Origin of the sequence: Amycolatopsis vastitatis (assembly GCF_002234595.1) — a bacterium.
Classification (GTDB): domain Bacteria; phylum Actinomycetota; class Actinomycetes; order Mycobacteriales; family Pseudonocardiaceae; genus Amycolatopsis; species Amycolatopsis vastitatis.
This window is the reverse complement of sequence record NZ_NMUL01000063.1, coordinates 49,384-63,638: the sequence shown is the minus strand read 5'-3', so window position 1 is coordinate 63,638 and position 14,255 is coordinate 49,384. Positions and strand designations below refer to the sequence as shown.

General features: G+C 70.2%; 18 protein-coding genes. 10 read left to right on the top strand and 8 right to left on the bottom strand.

Going from position 1 to position 14,255, the window contains the following annotated elements; translation table 11 throughout:
- Positions 1-138: 138 nt before the first annotated feature.
- From CF165_RS42995 to CF165_RS42985, 3 genes are read left to right on the top strand one after another with little or no spacing between them, the layout of a single operon-like run.
- Entirely contained in the window at positions 139-888 is a 750-nt protein-coding gene (locus CF165_RS42995) for a GntR family transcriptional regulator (protein WP_093953341.1), read from the top strand.
- Positions 885-1,727, top strand: coding sequence for a phosphoribosylaminoimidazolesuccinocarboxamide synthase (locus CF165_RS42990; protein ID WP_093953340.1), 843 nt, complete (start codon positions 885-887; stop codon positions 1,725-1,727). The genes CF165_RS42995 and CF165_RS42990 overlap by 4 nt, the downstream gene beginning before the upstream one ends.
- Entirely contained in the window at positions 1,720-1,932 is a 213-nt protein-coding gene (locus CF165_RS42985) for a hypothetical protein (RefSeq protein WP_093953339.1), read from the top strand. Before CF165_RS42990 ends, CF165_RS42985 begins: the two co-directional genes overlap by 8 nt.
- Here CF165_RS42985 and CF165_RS42980 read toward each other — a convergent pair.
- Together CF165_RS42980 and CF165_RS42975 are read right to left on the bottom strand one after the other, a co-directional pair.
- Entirely contained in the window at positions 1,929-2,918 is a 990-nt protein-coding gene (locus CF165_RS42980) for an aldo/keto reductase family protein (protein WP_093953338.1), read from the bottom strand. The two genes, CF165_RS42985 and CF165_RS42980, sit on opposite strands and share 4 nt — an antisense overlap.
- A gap of 114 nt (positions 2,919-3,032) precedes the next feature.
- Entirely contained in the window at positions 3,033-3,683 is a 651-nt protein-coding gene (locus CF165_RS42975) for a DUF3043 domain-containing protein (RefSeq protein ID WP_093953337.1), read from the bottom strand.
- 146 nt (positions 3,684-3,829) lie between these two features.
- Between CF165_RS42975 and CF165_RS42970 the strand changes: the two genes are divergently transcribed.
- Positions 3,830-4,207: a HesB/IscA family protein gene (locus CF165_RS42970; RefSeq protein ID WP_004562664.1), complete on the top strand. Its 378-nt coding sequence runs from the start codon at positions 3,830-3,832 to the stop codon at positions 4,205-4,207.
- A 72-nt stretch (positions 4,208-4,279) separates the two neighbouring features.
- Here CF165_RS42970 and CF165_RS51930 read toward each other — a convergent pair whose 3' ends face one another.
- Positions 4,280-4,450 (bottom strand): hypothetical protein, encoded by a 171-nt coding sequence (locus CF165_RS51930; RefSeq protein ID WP_167441738.1) that lies wholly within the window; start codon positions 4,448-4,450, stop codon positions 4,280-4,282.
- A gap of 147 nt (positions 4,451-4,597) precedes the next feature.
- Here CF165_RS51930 and CF165_RS42965 point away from each other — a divergent pair, with 147 nt between their 5' ends.
- Both CF165_RS42965 and CF165_RS42960 read left to right on the top strand, forming a co-directional pair.
- Positions 4,598-5,590, top strand: coding sequence for a carbohydrate kinase family protein (locus CF165_RS42965; protein ID WP_093953336.1), 993 nt, complete (start codon positions 4,598-4,600; stop codon positions 5,588-5,590).
- Between the two features lie 57 nt (positions 5,591-5,647).
- Entirely contained in the window at positions 5,648-5,935 is a 288-nt protein-coding gene (locus CF165_RS42960; protein ID WP_093953335.1) for an RICIN domain-containing protein, read from the top strand.
- Positions 5,936-5,980: 45 nt separating this feature from the next.
- Here CF165_RS42960 and asnB read toward each other — a convergent pair whose 3' ends face one another.
- Entirely contained in the window at positions 5,981-7,915 is a 1,935-nt protein-coding gene (gene asnB / locus CF165_RS42955; protein ID WP_093953334.1) for an asparagine synthase (glutamine-hydrolyzing), read from the bottom strand.
- Positions 7,916-8,097: 182 nt separating this feature from the next.
- Between asnB and ctaC the strand changes: the two genes are divergently transcribed.
- On the top strand, positions 8,098-9,042 hold the full coding sequence (gene ctaC, locus CF165_RS42950) for an aa3-type cytochrome oxidase subunit II (RefSeq protein WP_093953333.1): 945 nt from the start codon (positions 8,098-8,100) through the stop codon (positions 9,040-9,042).
- Positions 9,043-9,074: 32 nt separating this feature from the next.
- Positions 9,075-9,494, top strand: a complete 420-nt coding sequence (locus CF165_RS42945) for a cytochrome c oxidase subunit 4 (protein ID WP_093953332.1) — start codon at positions 9,075-9,077, stop codon at positions 9,492-9,494.
- A gap of 127 nt (positions 9,495-9,621) precedes the next feature.
- On the opposite strand, the gene CF165_RS42940 is transcribed toward CF165_RS42945, so the two are convergent.
- A complete protein-coding gene (locus CF165_RS42940) occupies positions 9,622-10,581 on the bottom strand; it encodes a GlxA family transcriptional regulator (RefSeq protein WP_093953368.1) in 960 nt (319 codons plus the stop codon).
- A gap of 83 nt (positions 10,582-10,664) precedes the next feature.
- Between CF165_RS42940 and CF165_RS42935 the strand changes: the two genes are divergently transcribed.
- A complete protein-coding gene (locus CF165_RS42935; RefSeq protein WP_093953331.1) occupies positions 10,665-11,570 on the top strand; it encodes a DMT family transporter in 906 nt (301 codons plus the stop codon).
- On the opposite strand, the gene trpD is transcribed toward CF165_RS42935, so the two are convergent.
- The 3 genes from trpD to CF165_RS42920 form a co-directional block, all read right to left on the bottom strand.
- Positions 11,563-12,597, bottom strand: a complete 1,035-nt coding sequence (gene trpD / locus CF165_RS42930) for an anthranilate phosphoribosyltransferase (RefSeq protein ID WP_093953330.1) — start codon at positions 12,595-12,597, stop codon at positions 11,563-11,565. The two genes, CF165_RS42935 and trpD, sit on opposite strands and share 8 nt — an antisense overlap.
- A gap of 5 nt (positions 12,598-12,602) precedes the next feature.
- On the bottom strand, positions 12,603-13,013 hold the full coding sequence (locus CF165_RS42925; protein WP_093953329.1) for a response regulator: 411 nt from the start codon (positions 13,011-13,013) through the stop codon (positions 12,603-12,605).
- 62 nt (positions 13,014-13,075) lie between these two features.
- On the bottom strand, positions 13,076-13,489 hold the full coding sequence (locus CF165_RS42920) for a hypothetical protein (protein ID WP_093953328.1): 414 nt from the start codon (positions 13,487-13,489) through the stop codon (positions 13,076-13,078).
- A 95-nt stretch (positions 13,490-13,584) separates the two neighbouring features.
- Between CF165_RS42920 and ctaE the strand changes: the two genes are divergently transcribed.
- A complete protein-coding gene (gene ctaE, locus CF165_RS42915; protein ID WP_093953327.1) occupies positions 13,585-14,208 on the top strand; it encodes an aa3-type cytochrome oxidase subunit III in 624 nt (207 codons plus the stop codon).
- The last annotated feature ends 47 nt before the right edge of the window (positions 14,209-14,255 follow it).

The window sequence follows — 14,255 nt, the reverse complement described above, 5'->3', positions numbered from 1 at the left end:
ACTTTCGAGGGTAACTTGCGTACTAGAGCACAGTCCAGAGCGTGTACTAGTACACCTGGGTGGTTCTGAACAGGCCTTTGTGTGTCACCCTCCGGCGTGCTAGAACACTTGTGCGTGTTGTCCCTGTGAGGAGCCGCCTTGCCCACCCTCGACCGCCCTGAGCCGCCGTACCTGCAGATCGCGGGCCGGATCCGTGACGACATCCTGTCCGGCCGGCTGCAGGAGGGCGACGCAGTGCCGTCCGCCCGCGAGATCGCCCGCACGTGGGCCGTCGCGATGGCCACGGCCACCAAGGTGCTGGCCACACTCCGCACGCAGGGGCTCGTGCGCCCGGTGCGCGGCGTCGGCACGGTCGTCGACCGCGGCGGACTGCACCGCACCGCCCGCGACCGCACCGCGGCCACGGCCCGGACGGGCCGGATCTACCCGCCCGGCCACTACGCCGTGATCCGGTCGGCCGCCCTCGAGCCGGCGTCCGAACGCGCCGCGGCCGCGCTGGGCCTGGAGGAGGGCGCCCCGGTGATCCGCCGACGGCGTACCACCTACGGGCCGGACTCCCGGCCGCTGTCGACGTCGACGTCGTGGTTCGACGGCGCGCTGTCGGCCAAGGCGCCGGCGCTGCTGGTGGCGGAGCGGATCGTCGAGGGCACCGCGGCCCACGCGGCGGCCCGGCTCGGCACGAAGATCGCGACCACGCAGGAGCGGCACGCGGCGGGCCGCGCGGGCGCGGAGGAGGCGGCCGAGCTGGGGCTGCCGGCGGGATCGCCGGTGCTGCTCGGCCGGAGCACCTTCCTGGCGGCCGACGGGACGGTCGTCGAGTACGGTGAATCCGCCGCCTTGCCCGACCACTGGGTTTTCTACGAGTACACGACTGAGGACGGCGAATGAAGCACATCCACGCGGGCAAGGTCCGCGACCTGTACGAGCTCGACGGCGGGGACATCCTGCTGGTCGCGTCCGACCGGGTCTCGGTCTACGACGTCTCGCTGCCGACGCCGATCCCGGACAAGGGCAAGCTGCTCAACCAGCTGTCCGCGTGGTGGTTCGAGCGGATGCGCGACGTCGTCCCGAACCACGTCGTGTCGACCACCGACGTGCCGTCGGAGTTCGCCGGGCGCGCGATGCGCTGCAAGCCGCTGAAGATGGTCCAGGTCGAGTGCATCGCGCGCGGCTACCTCGCCGGCCTCGGCCTGCGGGAGTACCAGCGGGACGGCAAGATCTCGGGCGTCGCGCTGCCGCCGGGGCTGGTCGAGGGCGCCAAGCTGCCGGAGCCGATCTTCACGCCGACGACGAAGATCTCCGACACCGGCCACGACGAGTTCATGACCTTCGACGAGGTGCTGAACGAAATCGGCGAGGACACCGCGAAGCGGCTTCGCGAGCTGACGCTGGAGATCTACACGAAGGGCGCGGAGCACGCTGCGAAACAGGGTGTCATCATCGCCGACACGAAGCTGGAGTTCGGCTTCGACGCCGACGGCACGCTGACCCTGGGCGACGAGGTGCTGACCTCGGACTCGTCGCGGTTCTGGCCCGCCGACGACTGGGAGCCGGGCCGTCCGCAGCACGCGTTCGACAAGCAGTTCGTGCGTGACTGGTCGCGGAGCACGGGCTGGGACCAGACCCCGCCCGGCCCGGAGATCCCGGCGGACATCGTCGAGCAGACGCGGCAGCGCTACACGGAGGTCTACGAGCGGATCACCGGGAAGACCTGGGTCCGTGGGTGAGTACGACCCGTACCGGCTGATCGACGACGTCGAAACCCTGCTCGTCTCGCGCGGTGTCACGCCCTCGCGCGTGCCGGGCCGCGGCGGCGACCGGCTGGCCGGGGCCGGCCGCCTCCTGCGCGGGTTCGGGCTCGAGCCCCGGATGGCCCCCGAGGACGGGCTCGACCTCGGGGTGCCGTTCCAGGACCGGAGCGACCAGGACTAGGGGCTCTTGGTCAGGCTGGGGTCGCGCTCGACGACGTCGCCGAGGACGTCGTCGATGGCGGTCAGCAGGTCGGCGTCGAGCTTCTTGCCTGCCGCCTTGACGTTGTCGTGCACCTGCTCGGGCCGCGAGGCGCCGATGATCGCGGACGCGACGTTCGGGTTCTGCAGCACCCACGCGACGGCGAGCTGCGCCATGGACAGGCCCGCGTCCTTGGCGAGGGGTTCCAGCTCGGCGACGCGCTTGAGGACGTTCTCGTCGAGGAAGCGGGCGACCATGTTCGCGCCACCCTTCTCGTCGGTGGCCCGCGAGCCGGCGGGGTACTCCTGGCCCGGCTTGTACTTGCCGGTGAGCACGCCCTGCGCGATCGGCGACCAGACGATCTGGCTCAGCCCCTCGCGCTCGGAAGCCGGGACGACCTGGTCTTCGATGACGCGCCAGAGCATGTTGTACTGCGGCTGGTTCGACACGAACGGGACCTTCAGCTCCCGGGCCAGCGCCGCGCCCCGCGTGATCTGCTCGGCGGTCCACTCGGAGACGCCGACGTAGAGCACCTTGCCCTGCCGCACGAGGTCGGCGAAGGCGAGCATGGTCTCCTCCAGCGGCACGGTCCGGTCGAACCGGTGCGCCTGGTAGAGGTCGAGGTAGTCGGTGCCGAGCCGCTTCAGGGACGCGTTCGCGGACTCGATGACGTGCTTGCGCGAAAGGCCCTTGTCGTTGGGGCCCTTGGGGCCGGTGGGCCAGTAGACCTTGGTGAAGATCTCCAGGCTTTCCCGCCGCTGGCCCTTGAGCCCGCGCCCGAGCACGGACTCGGCGGCGGTGTTGGCGTAGGCGTCGGCGGTGTCGAAGGTGGTGATGCCGGCGTCCAGCGCCGCCTTGATGCAGGCGTGGGCCTGGTCCTCCTCGACCTGGGAACCGTGGGTGAGCCAGTTCCCGTACGAGATCTCACTGACGTTGAGGCCGCTGCGGCCGAGACGACGAAACTCCATGACGCCAGCCTAGGCGGTAATCGTTTGCTTGGCTAACGACCCGATGGTGACTCCGGCCGCAAGCAGCGAAAAGCCGGGCGAAACACCGTTTCGCCCGGCTTCTCGGAAACCAGCTCAGTTCGGGATCGGGTCGCCCGGCTTCAGCCGCGGCTTCGGCACCCGCAGCGGCCGGATCTGGGAGGCCCGGACGAAGGCGTACATGCCGATCGTCCGGCCGCTCACCGTCTCCTTCGGGAACTTCTCCCGCACCAGCTTCACGATCTTGCGGCCGTTCACGAAGCCTTCGATCGCCATCACCAGCAGCATCACCGTGCACAGCAACGTGATGGTCGTCTGCACCTGGGGGAACCCCTGCAACGTGAGCGACAGGAACACCAAGACGGCCATCGGCATGAACAGGCCGAGCAGGTTGCGCCTGCTGTCGACCAGGTCGCGGACGTACGCCTTGACCGGCCCGCGGTCACGCGCCGGCAGGACGCTGTCGTCACCCCGCATCATGGCGTCGCGGCGGGCCTTCGTCGCCGCCCGGCGTTCTTCCTTGCTCTGCGGGTTGGCCTTCCGCAGTTCCTTGTTGCGCTTCATCGCCTCGCGCATGGTGGTGGGCGGTGGCGCCACCGGGCCGCGCCGCTTCGCCTCCGCATCACGGCGCTTCGGCGTAGCCTTGCCCTTACCGGGCGTGTACGCCTTGCCGGCGACGTCGACGGTGTCCGCCGTCTCCGGCTCGTCGGCGGCGGTGTCTGTGGTGCTTCGGCGCAGGAACCTCACCTCACCAGGATATTGCAGGCGTCACGCCGCCGTTCACCAGGTCGATCCATGTGCGACGATGGTGGGGGAACAGATCGGACTTCCGGGGTGTTGAAGACGTCAGCACCAGGAGTGTCCGTAGCGAGTTCGAACTTAGAGGGAGTGCCATGACGACCGCTGAGCACGCCGGCGCGACGCAGGCCGAGACCGCCGAGGAGACCCACGGCGTCACGTTGACCGACGCCGCGGCTTCCAAGGCGAAGGCCCTGCTCGAGCAGGAGGGCCGCGACGACATGCACCTGCGCATCGCTGTCCAGCCCGGTGGCTGCGCGGGCCTGCGCTACCAGCTGTTCTTCGACGAGCGCACGCTCGACGGCGACCTGTTCCGCGACTTCGACGGCCTCAAGGTCGCCGTGGACCGGATGAGCGCGCCGTACGTGTCGGAAGCCGTCATCGACTTCGTGGACACGATCGAGAAGCAGGGCTTCACGATCGACAACCCGAACGCGACCGGCTCCTGCGCCTGCGGCGACTCGTTCCACTGAGCCACCCGCGCCGGACGAGAAGGCCCCGCCTCCCGAAAGGAGGCGGGGCCTTCTCGCTTGCTGCGGAAATTCTCAGACGTAGGCGCCGAGCTCGGCCACCTGGGCGTGGCACGCTTCGTCGACTTGCCACGGCTTGGCCGTGACACGGGGCAGCTCCAGGCTCTCGGCCTGCAGCGTTGCCGGGATGAGCGCGCAGTCGGCGATCAGCTCGGACAGGGTTTCGGGTTCGGTGACGGCGTTCACGATTCGTAACGCTATTGATCGCGACTCGACTGGGAAAGGAGTACCAGCCGGTAGTGTCGGGTGGTACGCGCGAACTACCCGGATGGGTCATGACCCGGTGGTAACTTCGCGCCTTTTGCCGTGAGGCCGAACACGAAGGAGCAGCCGGTGGCAGACAGGGCCAGGATCGCGGTGTCCGGCAGTATCGCGACCGACCACCTCATGCATTTCCCGGGCAGGTTCGCCGAGCAGCTGGTCGCCGAGCAGCTGCACCGGGTCTCGCTGAGCTTCCTCGCCGACGACCTGGTGGTCCGGCGCGGCGGCATCGGCGCGAACATCGCGTTCGGCCTCGGCGTGCTCGGCGTCCAGCCGGTGCTCGTGGGTGCCGTGGGTGCCGACTTCGCCGACTACCGCTCCTGGCTGGAGCGCCACGGCGTGGACACGTCCGGGGTGCACGTCTCCGAGGTCGCGCACACCGCGCGGTTCGTGTGCACGACCGACGAGGACCTCTGCCAGATCGCGACGTTCTACGCCGGCGCGATGGCCGAGTCCCGCAACATCGAGCTGCAGCCGATCGCCGAGCGCGCCGGCGCGCTGAGCCTGGTGCTGATCAGCCCGGACGACCCCGAGGGCATGATCCGCCACGCCGCGGAGTGCCGGCAGCGCGGGTACACCTTCGCGGTCGACCCGTCGCAGCAGCTGGCCCGGATGACGGGCGAGCAGGCGCGCGAGTTCGTCGCCGGCGCCAAGTACCTGTTCAGCAACGACTACGAGTGGGAGCTGCTGCTCCAGAAGACCGGCTGGACCGAGGCCGACGTCCTCGGCCACGTCGGCATGCGGATCACGACGCTGGGGGAGAAGGGCGTCGAGATCGTCGGCGCCGACGGCGTCGCCCTGCAGATCGGCGCGGTCCCCGAGCGCGCCAAGGCCGACCCGACCGGCGTCGGCGACGGCTTCCGCGCGGGCTTCCTGGCCGCCCTCGACGGTGGCCTCGGTGTCGAGCGCGCGGCCCAGCTCGGCTCGCTGATCGCGGTGCTGGTGCTGGAGACGGTGGGCACGCAGGAGTGGACGTTCGACCGAGCCGACGCGCTCGCCCGCATCGGCGAAGCCTTCGGCCCGGACGCGGCGGAGGAGATCTCGGCGGTCCTGCCCGCCGCCTGACCTGCGTTTTTGCCACGACGGGACACTTGCTCGACGGAGACCTGCCTCGCACGGAAGATGGCGGTCGAGAGACCGCCATGGGGCGGATCTCCGACGAGGGGGACAACCGGCGGCTGCCTCGGCCCGCGGGACGACATCGGGCGGAACGGCGCCCCGATGTGGGTCGGGCCGTGCGGGAACACCGCGGTCGAGGCGTTCTACGTCACCCGCAACCCCGAGGGCTACTACCGGTTCGAGAACATCGTCACCAAGCGGTACCTCGAGGCCGCCACCGGTGGGACGAACGGCACGGCGGTCCAGCTGTGGGACTTCGTCGCGGGCGGCACCAACCAGTGGTGGCACTGACGCGCCGGTGAAGGCGGCCCCGCGCCGGTGGGGCCGCCTTCACGGTCAGAGCTTGACCGGGTAGACCGGCTCCGGGATCTCGGGCTTGATGCGGTGCTCGACGAAGATGCCGTGCCACAGCATGAAGACCAGCAGCGCCCACAGCTGGCGGCTGCGGTCCAGCTGGCCCTCCTTGTGCTCGTCCAGCATCGCGAGCACGGCCTTCTTGTCCAGCAGCTCGTCGGTCTTCGAGTCGTTGATGATGCCCTTGGCCCAGTCGTACATCTCGTTGCGCAGCCACAGCCGGATCGGCACCGGGAAGCCGAGCTTGCGCCGGTTCAGCACGTGCGCCGGGATGATCTTCGCGAGCGCCTGGCGCAGCGCGTACTTCGTGGTGCCGTGCGTGAGCTTCTGGTCCAGCGGGACGCTCGCCGCCACCTTGAACACCTCGGGGTCGAGGAACGGCACCCGCAGCTCGAGCGAGTTCGCCATGGTGACCTTGTCGGCCTTGACGAGGATGTCGCCGCGCAGCCACGTGTAGAGGTCGACGTGCTGCATCCGGGCCACCGGGTCCCAGCCGCGGGAGACGTCGTACCACTGCGCCGTGACGTCCTTGAAGCCGACGCCTTCCCGGTAGGTGCGCAGGACCGCGCGCAGCTGGTTGTCGCGGAAGTTGCGGGCGTTGCCGTAGTAGCGGTCCTCCAGCGGCAGCGCGCCGCGGCGCAGCAGGTCCTTGCCGCGGGTGCCCTCCGGGATCTTCGTGGAGACCTTGCCCAGCAGCTTCCGCACGCTGCCCGGCATCTTCTCGAACGGCGCCAGCGAGATCGGCTCGTTGTAGACGGTGTAGCCGCCGAACAGCTCGTCCGCGCCCTCGCCCGAGAGCACCGCCTTGACGTGCTTGCGGGCTTCGCGGGCGATGAACCACAGCGGGACCAGCGCCGGGTCGGCCACCGGGTCGTCGAGGTACCAGACGATGAGCGGGAGCAGCTCCATCATCTCGTCCGCCGACACCGTGCGGACCACGTGCTTCACGCCGATCGCGGCGGCCGTCTCGGCGGCGACGTCGACCTCGGAGTAGCCCTCGCGCTCGAACCCGGTGGTGAACGCGATCAGGTTCGGGTTGTGCTCCTTGGCCAGCGTGCAAGTGGCCGTGGAGTCGATGCCGCCGGACAGGAAGGCGCCCACGGTGACGTCCGGGTCGGAGATCATGTGCTTGCCGACCGAGTCGCGCATCACGTCGGCGATGCGCTGGTACAGCTCTTCCGCCTCGGCGGGCCCGTTGACCGGCTTCGCCGCGAACCGCGGGTGGAAGTAGCGGGTGAACTTCACCTCACCGCCGGGGGCCACCTCGAACGACGTGCCGGACTCCACGCGCCGGATCGCCGTGTGCAGCGACTCGGGCTCGGGCACGTACTGAAGGACCAGGTAGTGCTGCAGCGCCGTGCGGTCCAGCTCCTGACCGACGCCGAGGACGTCCGTCAGCTCCAGCAGGCTCTTCTTCTCGCTGGAGAACGCCACCCCGCCGGACCCGGCCGCGTAGTACAGCGGCTTGATCCCGAACGGGTCCCGCGCGCCGAAGACGACCTTCTCCTGCGAGTCCCAGATCATGAAGGCGAACATCCCGCGCAGCCGCTTGACCCAGTCGGCGCCCAGGTAGTGGAAGCCGGCGACGATGGCCTCGCCGTCGCCCTCGGTCTCGAACTTCGCGCCGTGCTTTTCGGCCAGCTCCGCGCGCAGCTCCAGGTAGTTGTAGATCTCGCCGTTGAAGTTCATCGTGTACCGGCCCGGCGCCTCCGGCGGGCCCCAGACCAGCGGCTGGTGCGCGTGCTCGACGTCGATGAAGGCGAGGCGGTTGAAGCCGTAGACGACTTCGGCGTCGGCCCAGGTGTCCTGCTCGTCGGGGCCGCGGTGGCGCTGGCAGCGCATGGCCGCGCCGACGGCTTCACGCGCGTTCGCCGCGCCGGTCTCGGTCGCGCAGATCAGTCCAAGCAGGCCGCACACGGGTACTCACACACCTTCAGGGCGTCATCGGGCTGGGAAGGCCCCAGTATGCCGGGCAGGCCGTGGCGAGTAACACGCACGTCGATGGTTACCCCTTGGTCAGCAGGATGGGCCAACTCGGCTAGAGTCCGGCTGTCACAAAGATCGGTCGTAGGAGGCTCTGGGTGAAAGGGCGAGGCGCAGTGGGACAACCCGAGCGCACCCTGGGGAAGCGGACCGCGCGTGTAGCCGCGCTGGCCGTGCTGGTCGCGTTGACCGCGACGGGCTGCTCCGGCGACGAGATCCTGCGGTTCGGCTGGCCGGTCGGCGTCACGCACCAGGCCGAGCAGATGCGCACGCTGTGGACCTGGGCCGTGGTGGCCGCGCTGGCCGTCGGCATCATCGTGTGGGGCCTGATCTTCTGGACCGCGACGTTCCACCGCAAGAAGAAGACCGCCGACGGCGAGCCGGAGGAGCTGCCCCGGCAGTTCCAGTACAACATCCCGCTCGAGCTGTTCACGGTCGTCGTCCCGACGATCATGGTCTGCGTCCTGTTCTTCTTCACCGCGACGACGGAGTCGAAGGTCCTCGACAAGGTCGACAACCCGGACGTCAAGGTCCAGGTCGTCGCCTTCCAGTGGAACTGGGAGTTCAAGTACGAGGACGCCAACGCGGCGAAGCCGGACGGCAGCGGCCAGGTCAGCACGGTCGGCTCGTCGGGCGAGATCCCGCTGCTGGTGCTCCCGGTCGGCAAGACCATCCAGTACGACCTGGTCTCCACCGACGTCATCCACTCCTTCTGGGTGCCGGAGTTCCACTTCAAGCGGGACGTCTTCCCGAACCCGGACAAGAACAACCAGGACAGCTCCTTCCAGAACAAGATCGACCGCGAAGGCTCCTTCGTCGGCCGGTGCGCGGAGCTGTGCGGCACCTACCACTCGGTGATGAACTTCGAGGTCCGCGCGCTGTCGGCGGACAAGTTCGACCAGTACATCGCGCTGCGCAAGCAGGTGAACCCGGCCACCGGCCAGACGTTCACCGCGGCCGAGGCGCTGGCGAAGATGAACTGCGGCGAGCTGTGCACCCCGCACGCGGTGACCACCCAGCCGTTCAACACCGACCGCACGGCACGGACCGCGTCCAACTGACAGCCAAGCCGTACAAGGAGTAGGAAAGACCCATGAAGGTCGAAGCCCGCATCTTCTTCATCGTGGCGATCTTCGCCGTGTTCATGGCGGCCGTGTACTGGGTGTGGACCGCGGCGGCCGCGACCCACGGGCCCGAGCCGGTCGGCATCGTCGCGCTGTTCCTGACCGGTGGCCTGGCGTTCCTGGCGGGCAGCTACATGCAGTTCGTCGCGCGCCGCATCGAGCCGCGCCCGGAGGACCGCGAGGACGCGGAAATCAGCGACGGCGCGGGCGAGCTGGGCTTCTTCAGCCCGGGCAGCTACTGGCCGATCGGCATGGCGGCCACCGCCGCCCTCGGCGCCGTCGCGCTGGCGTTCTTCCACATCTGGCTGCTGGTCATCGCGCTGGTCGCGCTGCTCATCACGATCGGCGGGCTGGTGTTCGAGTACCACACGGGCCCGTCGCACGACTGACGTTTCCTCCGAAACCGGCCGTCGCACTTCGGTGTGGCGGCCGGTTTCGTGTCCGAGCGGATGCCCCGAATGTCATGAACGACTCTTTCCTGTCATCCGATGACAGGAAAGAGTCGTTCATGACGTTTCAGCCGCGGAAGGCCGCCCGGTAGGACGACGGGCTCGTGCCCCGCAGCCGGCTGAACTGGTGTCGTAGTGCGGCCGCCGAGGCGTACCCGCACGCCGTCGCGATGTCCTCCACCGAAAGGCGCCCCTCTTCCAGCAGGGCCTGGGCGCGGTCCAGCCGCCGCTCGGTCAGCCACCGGTGCGGCGTGGTCCCGGTCGCCGCCGAGAAGCGGCGCAGGAACGTGCGCTCGCCCAAGCCGCTGCGCCGGGCCAGTTCCGCCACCGTGAACGGCTGGTCGAGGCGTCGCTCGACCCACTCCAGGGCCTCCGCGACGACCGCGTCGTCGGCCGCCGCCGTGGCCGGGACCGGGGCCTGGACGAACTGCGCCTGCCCGCCCGCGCGGTGCGGGGCCGCCACCATCCGCCGCGCCAGGGCCGTGGCCGCCGCGACACCGCGCAGCCGGCGGACCAGGTGCAGGCACAGGTCGACCGCCGCGACCGTGCCCGCGCTGGTCAGGATGCCGCCGTCGTCGGCGTACAGCGCCTGCGGGTCCACCTCGGCGGCCGGGAAGCGCTGCCGGAACTCCGCCTCGTACACCCAGTGGACCGTGCACCGGCGGCCGTCGAGCAGGCCCGCGTAGCCGAGGGAGAACACGCCCGCGCAGAACCCCGCCACCCACGCCCCGCGCCCGGCCGCGTCGCGCAGGACGTCCAGCACCGGTGGCGGCGGCGGCGCGGTCCGGGGCGCGCACGTCGGCACGATCAGCAGGTCCGCCGAAGCCGCGAAGTCCAGGTCGCGGAGGCCGGACAGCCCGAAGCCCGACCAGCTCTCGACGGCGCCGCCGCCTGGTGAGCACACGGCGAAGTCCCAGCCGTCGATGCCGTCGGCGCTGCGGTCGGTGCCGAACACCTCGCACGCGACACCCAGCTCGAACGGCGAAACACGGTCGGCGAGCACCACCGCGACCCGGTTGACGTCCATGGCCGCCAGCATGTCACAAGTTTTGCGGTCGTTGTCACCTCTGACACTGGTCGGTAGCGAGAGGGGCGACGAACCTGGTCGTCATGATGAACTCGGAAACCCGCCCGCTCCTGCAGTGGTCCGCGGCGATGGCGATGTCCGGCACGATCGGCGCGGTCGTCCTCGAAAGCGGCGCGGCCGCCCCGGCCGTCGCGTTCGCCCGCTGCTTCGTCGGCGGCGCGCTGCTGGTGCTCTGGTGCCTGTCCCGCGGCTGGCTGCAGGCCTGGCGGCCGTCCCGCCGCGACCTCGGGCTGGCGGTGCTGGGCGGGCTGTTCCTCGTCGGCAACTGGGTGCTGCTGTTCGCCTCGTACGCGCTGTCGTCGATCTCGGTCAGCACGGTCGTCTACCACACCCAGCCGCTGATCCTGGTCGGCCTGGCGGCGGCGTTCCTCGGCGAGAAGTTCGCCAAGAGCCACCTGGTCCGGGCCGGGATCGCGTTCGGAGGTGTGGCCTTGATCTCGCTGTCCGCGCACGGTGAGGACGGCAAACCCGTGCAGCTGGCCGGAATCGGCCTCGCCCTCGGCGCGGCCGTGCTCTACGCCGGCGCGTCATTCGTCGCGAAGCAGCTGAAGCACATCCGCCCGCACCTGCTGGCCGCCGTGCAGACGACGGTCGGTGCGCTCGTGCTCGCACCCCTGCTGCTCGTCACGCCCCTGCCCACGACGACTTCGGGGCTGCTCTGGCTGGTCCTGCTCGGGACCGTCCACACGGCACTCATGTACGTGCTGATCTACGCGAGCATCGGCAAGCTGCCCACCACGACGGTGGCGCTGCTGTCCTACCTGTACCCGGTGGTGGCCGTGCTGGTCGACATCGCCTTCTACGGCCACCGCCCGAGCTGGCCGGAAGCGCTGGGCATGCTCGCGGTCCTCGCCGCCGCCCTGGCCCCGCAGCGCCGCACCCAGCCGGCTCCGGAAACCGGCCCGCCGGCCGTGACCCGGGTCAGGTGAAGGCGATCCAGCGGTCCAGGAGCGCGGCGGCGGCTCCCGAGTCGATCGCTTCGGCGGCCCGGGACAGGCCGGCGCGGAGGTCGTCCTCGAGGGACTCGGAGAAGCCCGTGAAGGCCGCCAACGCGGCCGCGGCGTTGATCAGGACCGCGTCGCGGACCGGGCCCGGCTTGCCGCCCACCAGCTCGCGGACGACCTCGGCGTTCGCCGCCGCGTCGCCGCCGCGCAGGTCCTCGGCCGTCGCGCGGGGGATGCCCAGCCCGGCGGGGTCGAGGGTGCGCTCGGTGACCGTGCCGTCGACGACCACCAGCACCGTCGACGTCGTGGTCGTGGTGATCTCGTCGAGGCCGTCGTCGCCGCGGACCACCAGCGCCCTCGTGCCCCGGCGGGCGAACACCTCCGCCAGCACCCGCGTCTTGTCCTGGTACGCGCAGCCGATCAGCGCGCTGCCCGGCTGGGCCGGGTTGGTCAGCGGGCCGAGCAGGTTGAACGTCGTCGGGATGCCGAGCTCGCTGCGCACCGGGCCGGCGTGCCGCAGCGCCGGGTGGAACGCCGACGCCAGGAAGAACCCGACGCCGACCTCGGTGAGGCTTCGCTGCACGTCCTCCGGCGGCAGGCTGATCCGCACGCCGAGGGTCTCCAGCACGTCCGCCGCGCCCGACTTCGACGACGCGCTGCGGTTGCCGTGCTTGGCCACCGGCGCGCCGGCCGCCGCCGTGACGATCGTCGCCATCGTCGAGATGTTGACCGAGTTGGAGCCGTCGCCGCCGGTGCCGACGATGTCGACCGCCGGGCGGTCCAGCTCGACGCGCCGCGCGTGCGCCAGCATCATGGCCGCCATCCCGGCGATCTCCTCGGGCGTCTCGCCCTTGGCGCGCAGCGCCACCGCGAACCCGGCGATCCGGGCCGGGCTCGCCGCGCCGCTCATGATCTGGTCCATCGCCCACGCCGTGTCCTCCGCGGCGAGGTCGGTGCCCGCGATCAGCTGCTTGAGCAGGGGTGGCCAGGTGCGGGGGACCGGGGTGGTCACCGGGCTCAGCCGTTCACGACGGGGACCCGTCGCGCGCGCAGCACGTCGGCGACGGTCTCCGCGGCGGTCAGCGGGTCCAGCGGGTGCACCAGCACGGCGTCCGCCTGCGACCAGGTCGCCAGCCACCGGTCGTCCCGGCGCCGCACGGCCACCACGATCGGGGGGCAGTCGGTGATCTCGCTCTTGAGCTGGCGGCACAGGCCGATGCCGCCGGTCGGCTGCGCCTCGCCGTCGAGGATCGCCAGGTCCACGTTCCCCGCGTCCACCTCGGACAGCACGTCGGCGATGCCGGCCGCCTCGACGTAGTCCACGCGCGCCAGATCGGCGGCGGGCCGCCGGCCGACCGCGTTCACGATCGCCTCGCGCACCTCCGGCTTGTGGCTGAACACCAGGACCCGCATCGACCGCTCGCCCATGTTGGACACGCCTCCGTTTCATCACCGCACGTCTCCGGCGATCGTATCGGCCGAGACGGACATCACGCGGGCGCCTCCGGCTGGAGCGCGTCCCAGCCCAGCGCGTCGCCGCCCAGCCGCTGCGCCAGGCCCGCCATCCGGGACCGTTCCTGGGCGCAGTGCAGGGCGTCGAGCACCTGCACCCGGACCGCGAGCACGCGCGCCGGATCCGCCGAAGGGGACTGTTCCCGCAGCTCATAGCCGTCCTGGGCGAGGATCGCCGCGGCCTCGGCGAGCCGGTCCGGCGGGAGCAGCAGGTGGTGCCGCAGGACGGCCGGTGCCGTGCTGACCCAGGCGGGTGAACCGGCCAGCACGGCGGAGTCCGCGACGACCGGGTCGAAGGCCTCCGCGACGATCTTCAGTCCGGGCGCGTCGACGCTCAGACCGGGCGTTTCCCGCTTCTTGACCAGGTCAAGCAGGCGGTCGAGTAAACCCATGAGTAGCTCTCACCTTCCCGGGCATCCGGTGTGATCGGTTACGCAGACGGCTCGCCGTGGACCCACCCGGCGGAGCGGCGGTGCGAGAGGACATAATGCGACGCGTGACAACGGCAGCTCCCACCATCAGTCAGCGGGTCCACTCGCTGAACCGGCCGAACATGGTCAGTGTCGGCACCATCGTGTGGCTGTCCAGCGAGCTGATGTTCTTCGCCGGACTGTTCGCGATGTTCTTCACCGTCAAGGCGCAGAACTCGTCCGGCCAGTGGCCGCCGCCGCTGCACGGCGAGGAGTTCACGCTCAACGTGACGTACGCGATCCCGTTCACGGTGATCCTCGTGCTGTCGTCGCTGACCTGCCAGTTCGGCGTGTTCGCCGCCGAGCGCGGCGACGTCTACGGGCTGCGCCGCTGGTACATCATCACGTTGATCATGGGCGCGATCTTCGTCGGTGGCCAGGCCAACGAGTACCACAACCTGGTCGAAGAGGGCATGACGATCCCGTCGGGCCCGTTCGGCACGGTCTTCTACCTCGCCACCGGGTTCCACGGCCTGCACGTCATCGGCGGGCTCATCGCCTTCGTGTACCTGCTCATCCGCACGAAACTGAGCAAGTTCACGCCCGCCCAGGCCACGTCGGCGATCGTCGTGTCCTACTACTGGCACTTCGTCGACATCGTGTGGGTCGGCCTGTTCGGTGTGATCTACCTCCTCCCGTAGGTCCGCCCAGCCGCCACCACCTTCACCATCGGCCTGAACTGACAGCA

What these genes read in the sequence shown, in the direction of transcription:
- CF165_RS42935 (WP_093953331.1), top strand. Translation starts at nt 10,665, where the DNA reads ATGATGAACTCGGAAACCCGCCCGCTCCTGCAGTGGTCCGCGGCGATG.
- CF165_RS42960 (WP_093953335.1), top strand. Translation starts at nt 5,648, where the DNA reads ATGGCGGTCGAGAGACCGCCATGGGGCGGATCTCCGACGAGGGGGACA.
- CF165_RS42920 (WP_093953328.1), bottom strand. Translation starts at nt 13,489, where the DNA reads ATGGGTTTACTCGACCGCCTGCTTGACCTGGTCAAGAAGCGGGAAACG.
- CF165_RS42980 (WP_093953338.1), bottom strand. Translation starts at nt 2,918, where the DNA reads ATGGAGTTTCGTCGTCTCGGCCGCAGCGGCCTCAACGTCAGTGAGATC.
- CF165_RS42970 (WP_004562664.1), top strand. Translation starts at nt 3,830, where the DNA reads ATGACGACCGCTGAGCACGCCGGCGCGACGCAGGCCGAGACCGCCGAG.
- CF165_RS42940 (WP_093953368.1), bottom strand. Translation starts at nt 10,581, where the DNA reads ATGGACGTCAACCGGGTCGCGGTGGTGCTCGCCGACCGTGTTTCGCCG.
- CF165_RS42925 (WP_093953329.1), bottom strand. Translation starts at nt 13,013, where the DNA reads ATGGGCGAGCGGTCGATGCGGGTCCTGGTGTTCAGCCACAAGCCGGAG.
- CF165_RS42990 (WP_093953340.1), top strand. Translation starts at nt 885, where the DNA reads ATGAAGCACATCCACGCGGGCAAGGTCCGCGACCTGTACGAGCTCGAC.
- ctaE (WP_093953327.1), top strand. Translation starts at nt 13,585, where the DNA reads ATGCGACGCGTGACAACGGCAGCTCCCACCATCAGTCAGCGGGTCCAC.
- CF165_RS42945 (WP_093953332.1), top strand. Translation starts at nt 9,075, where the DNA reads ATGAAGGTCGAAGCCCGCATCTTCTTCATCGTGGCGATCTTCGCCGTG.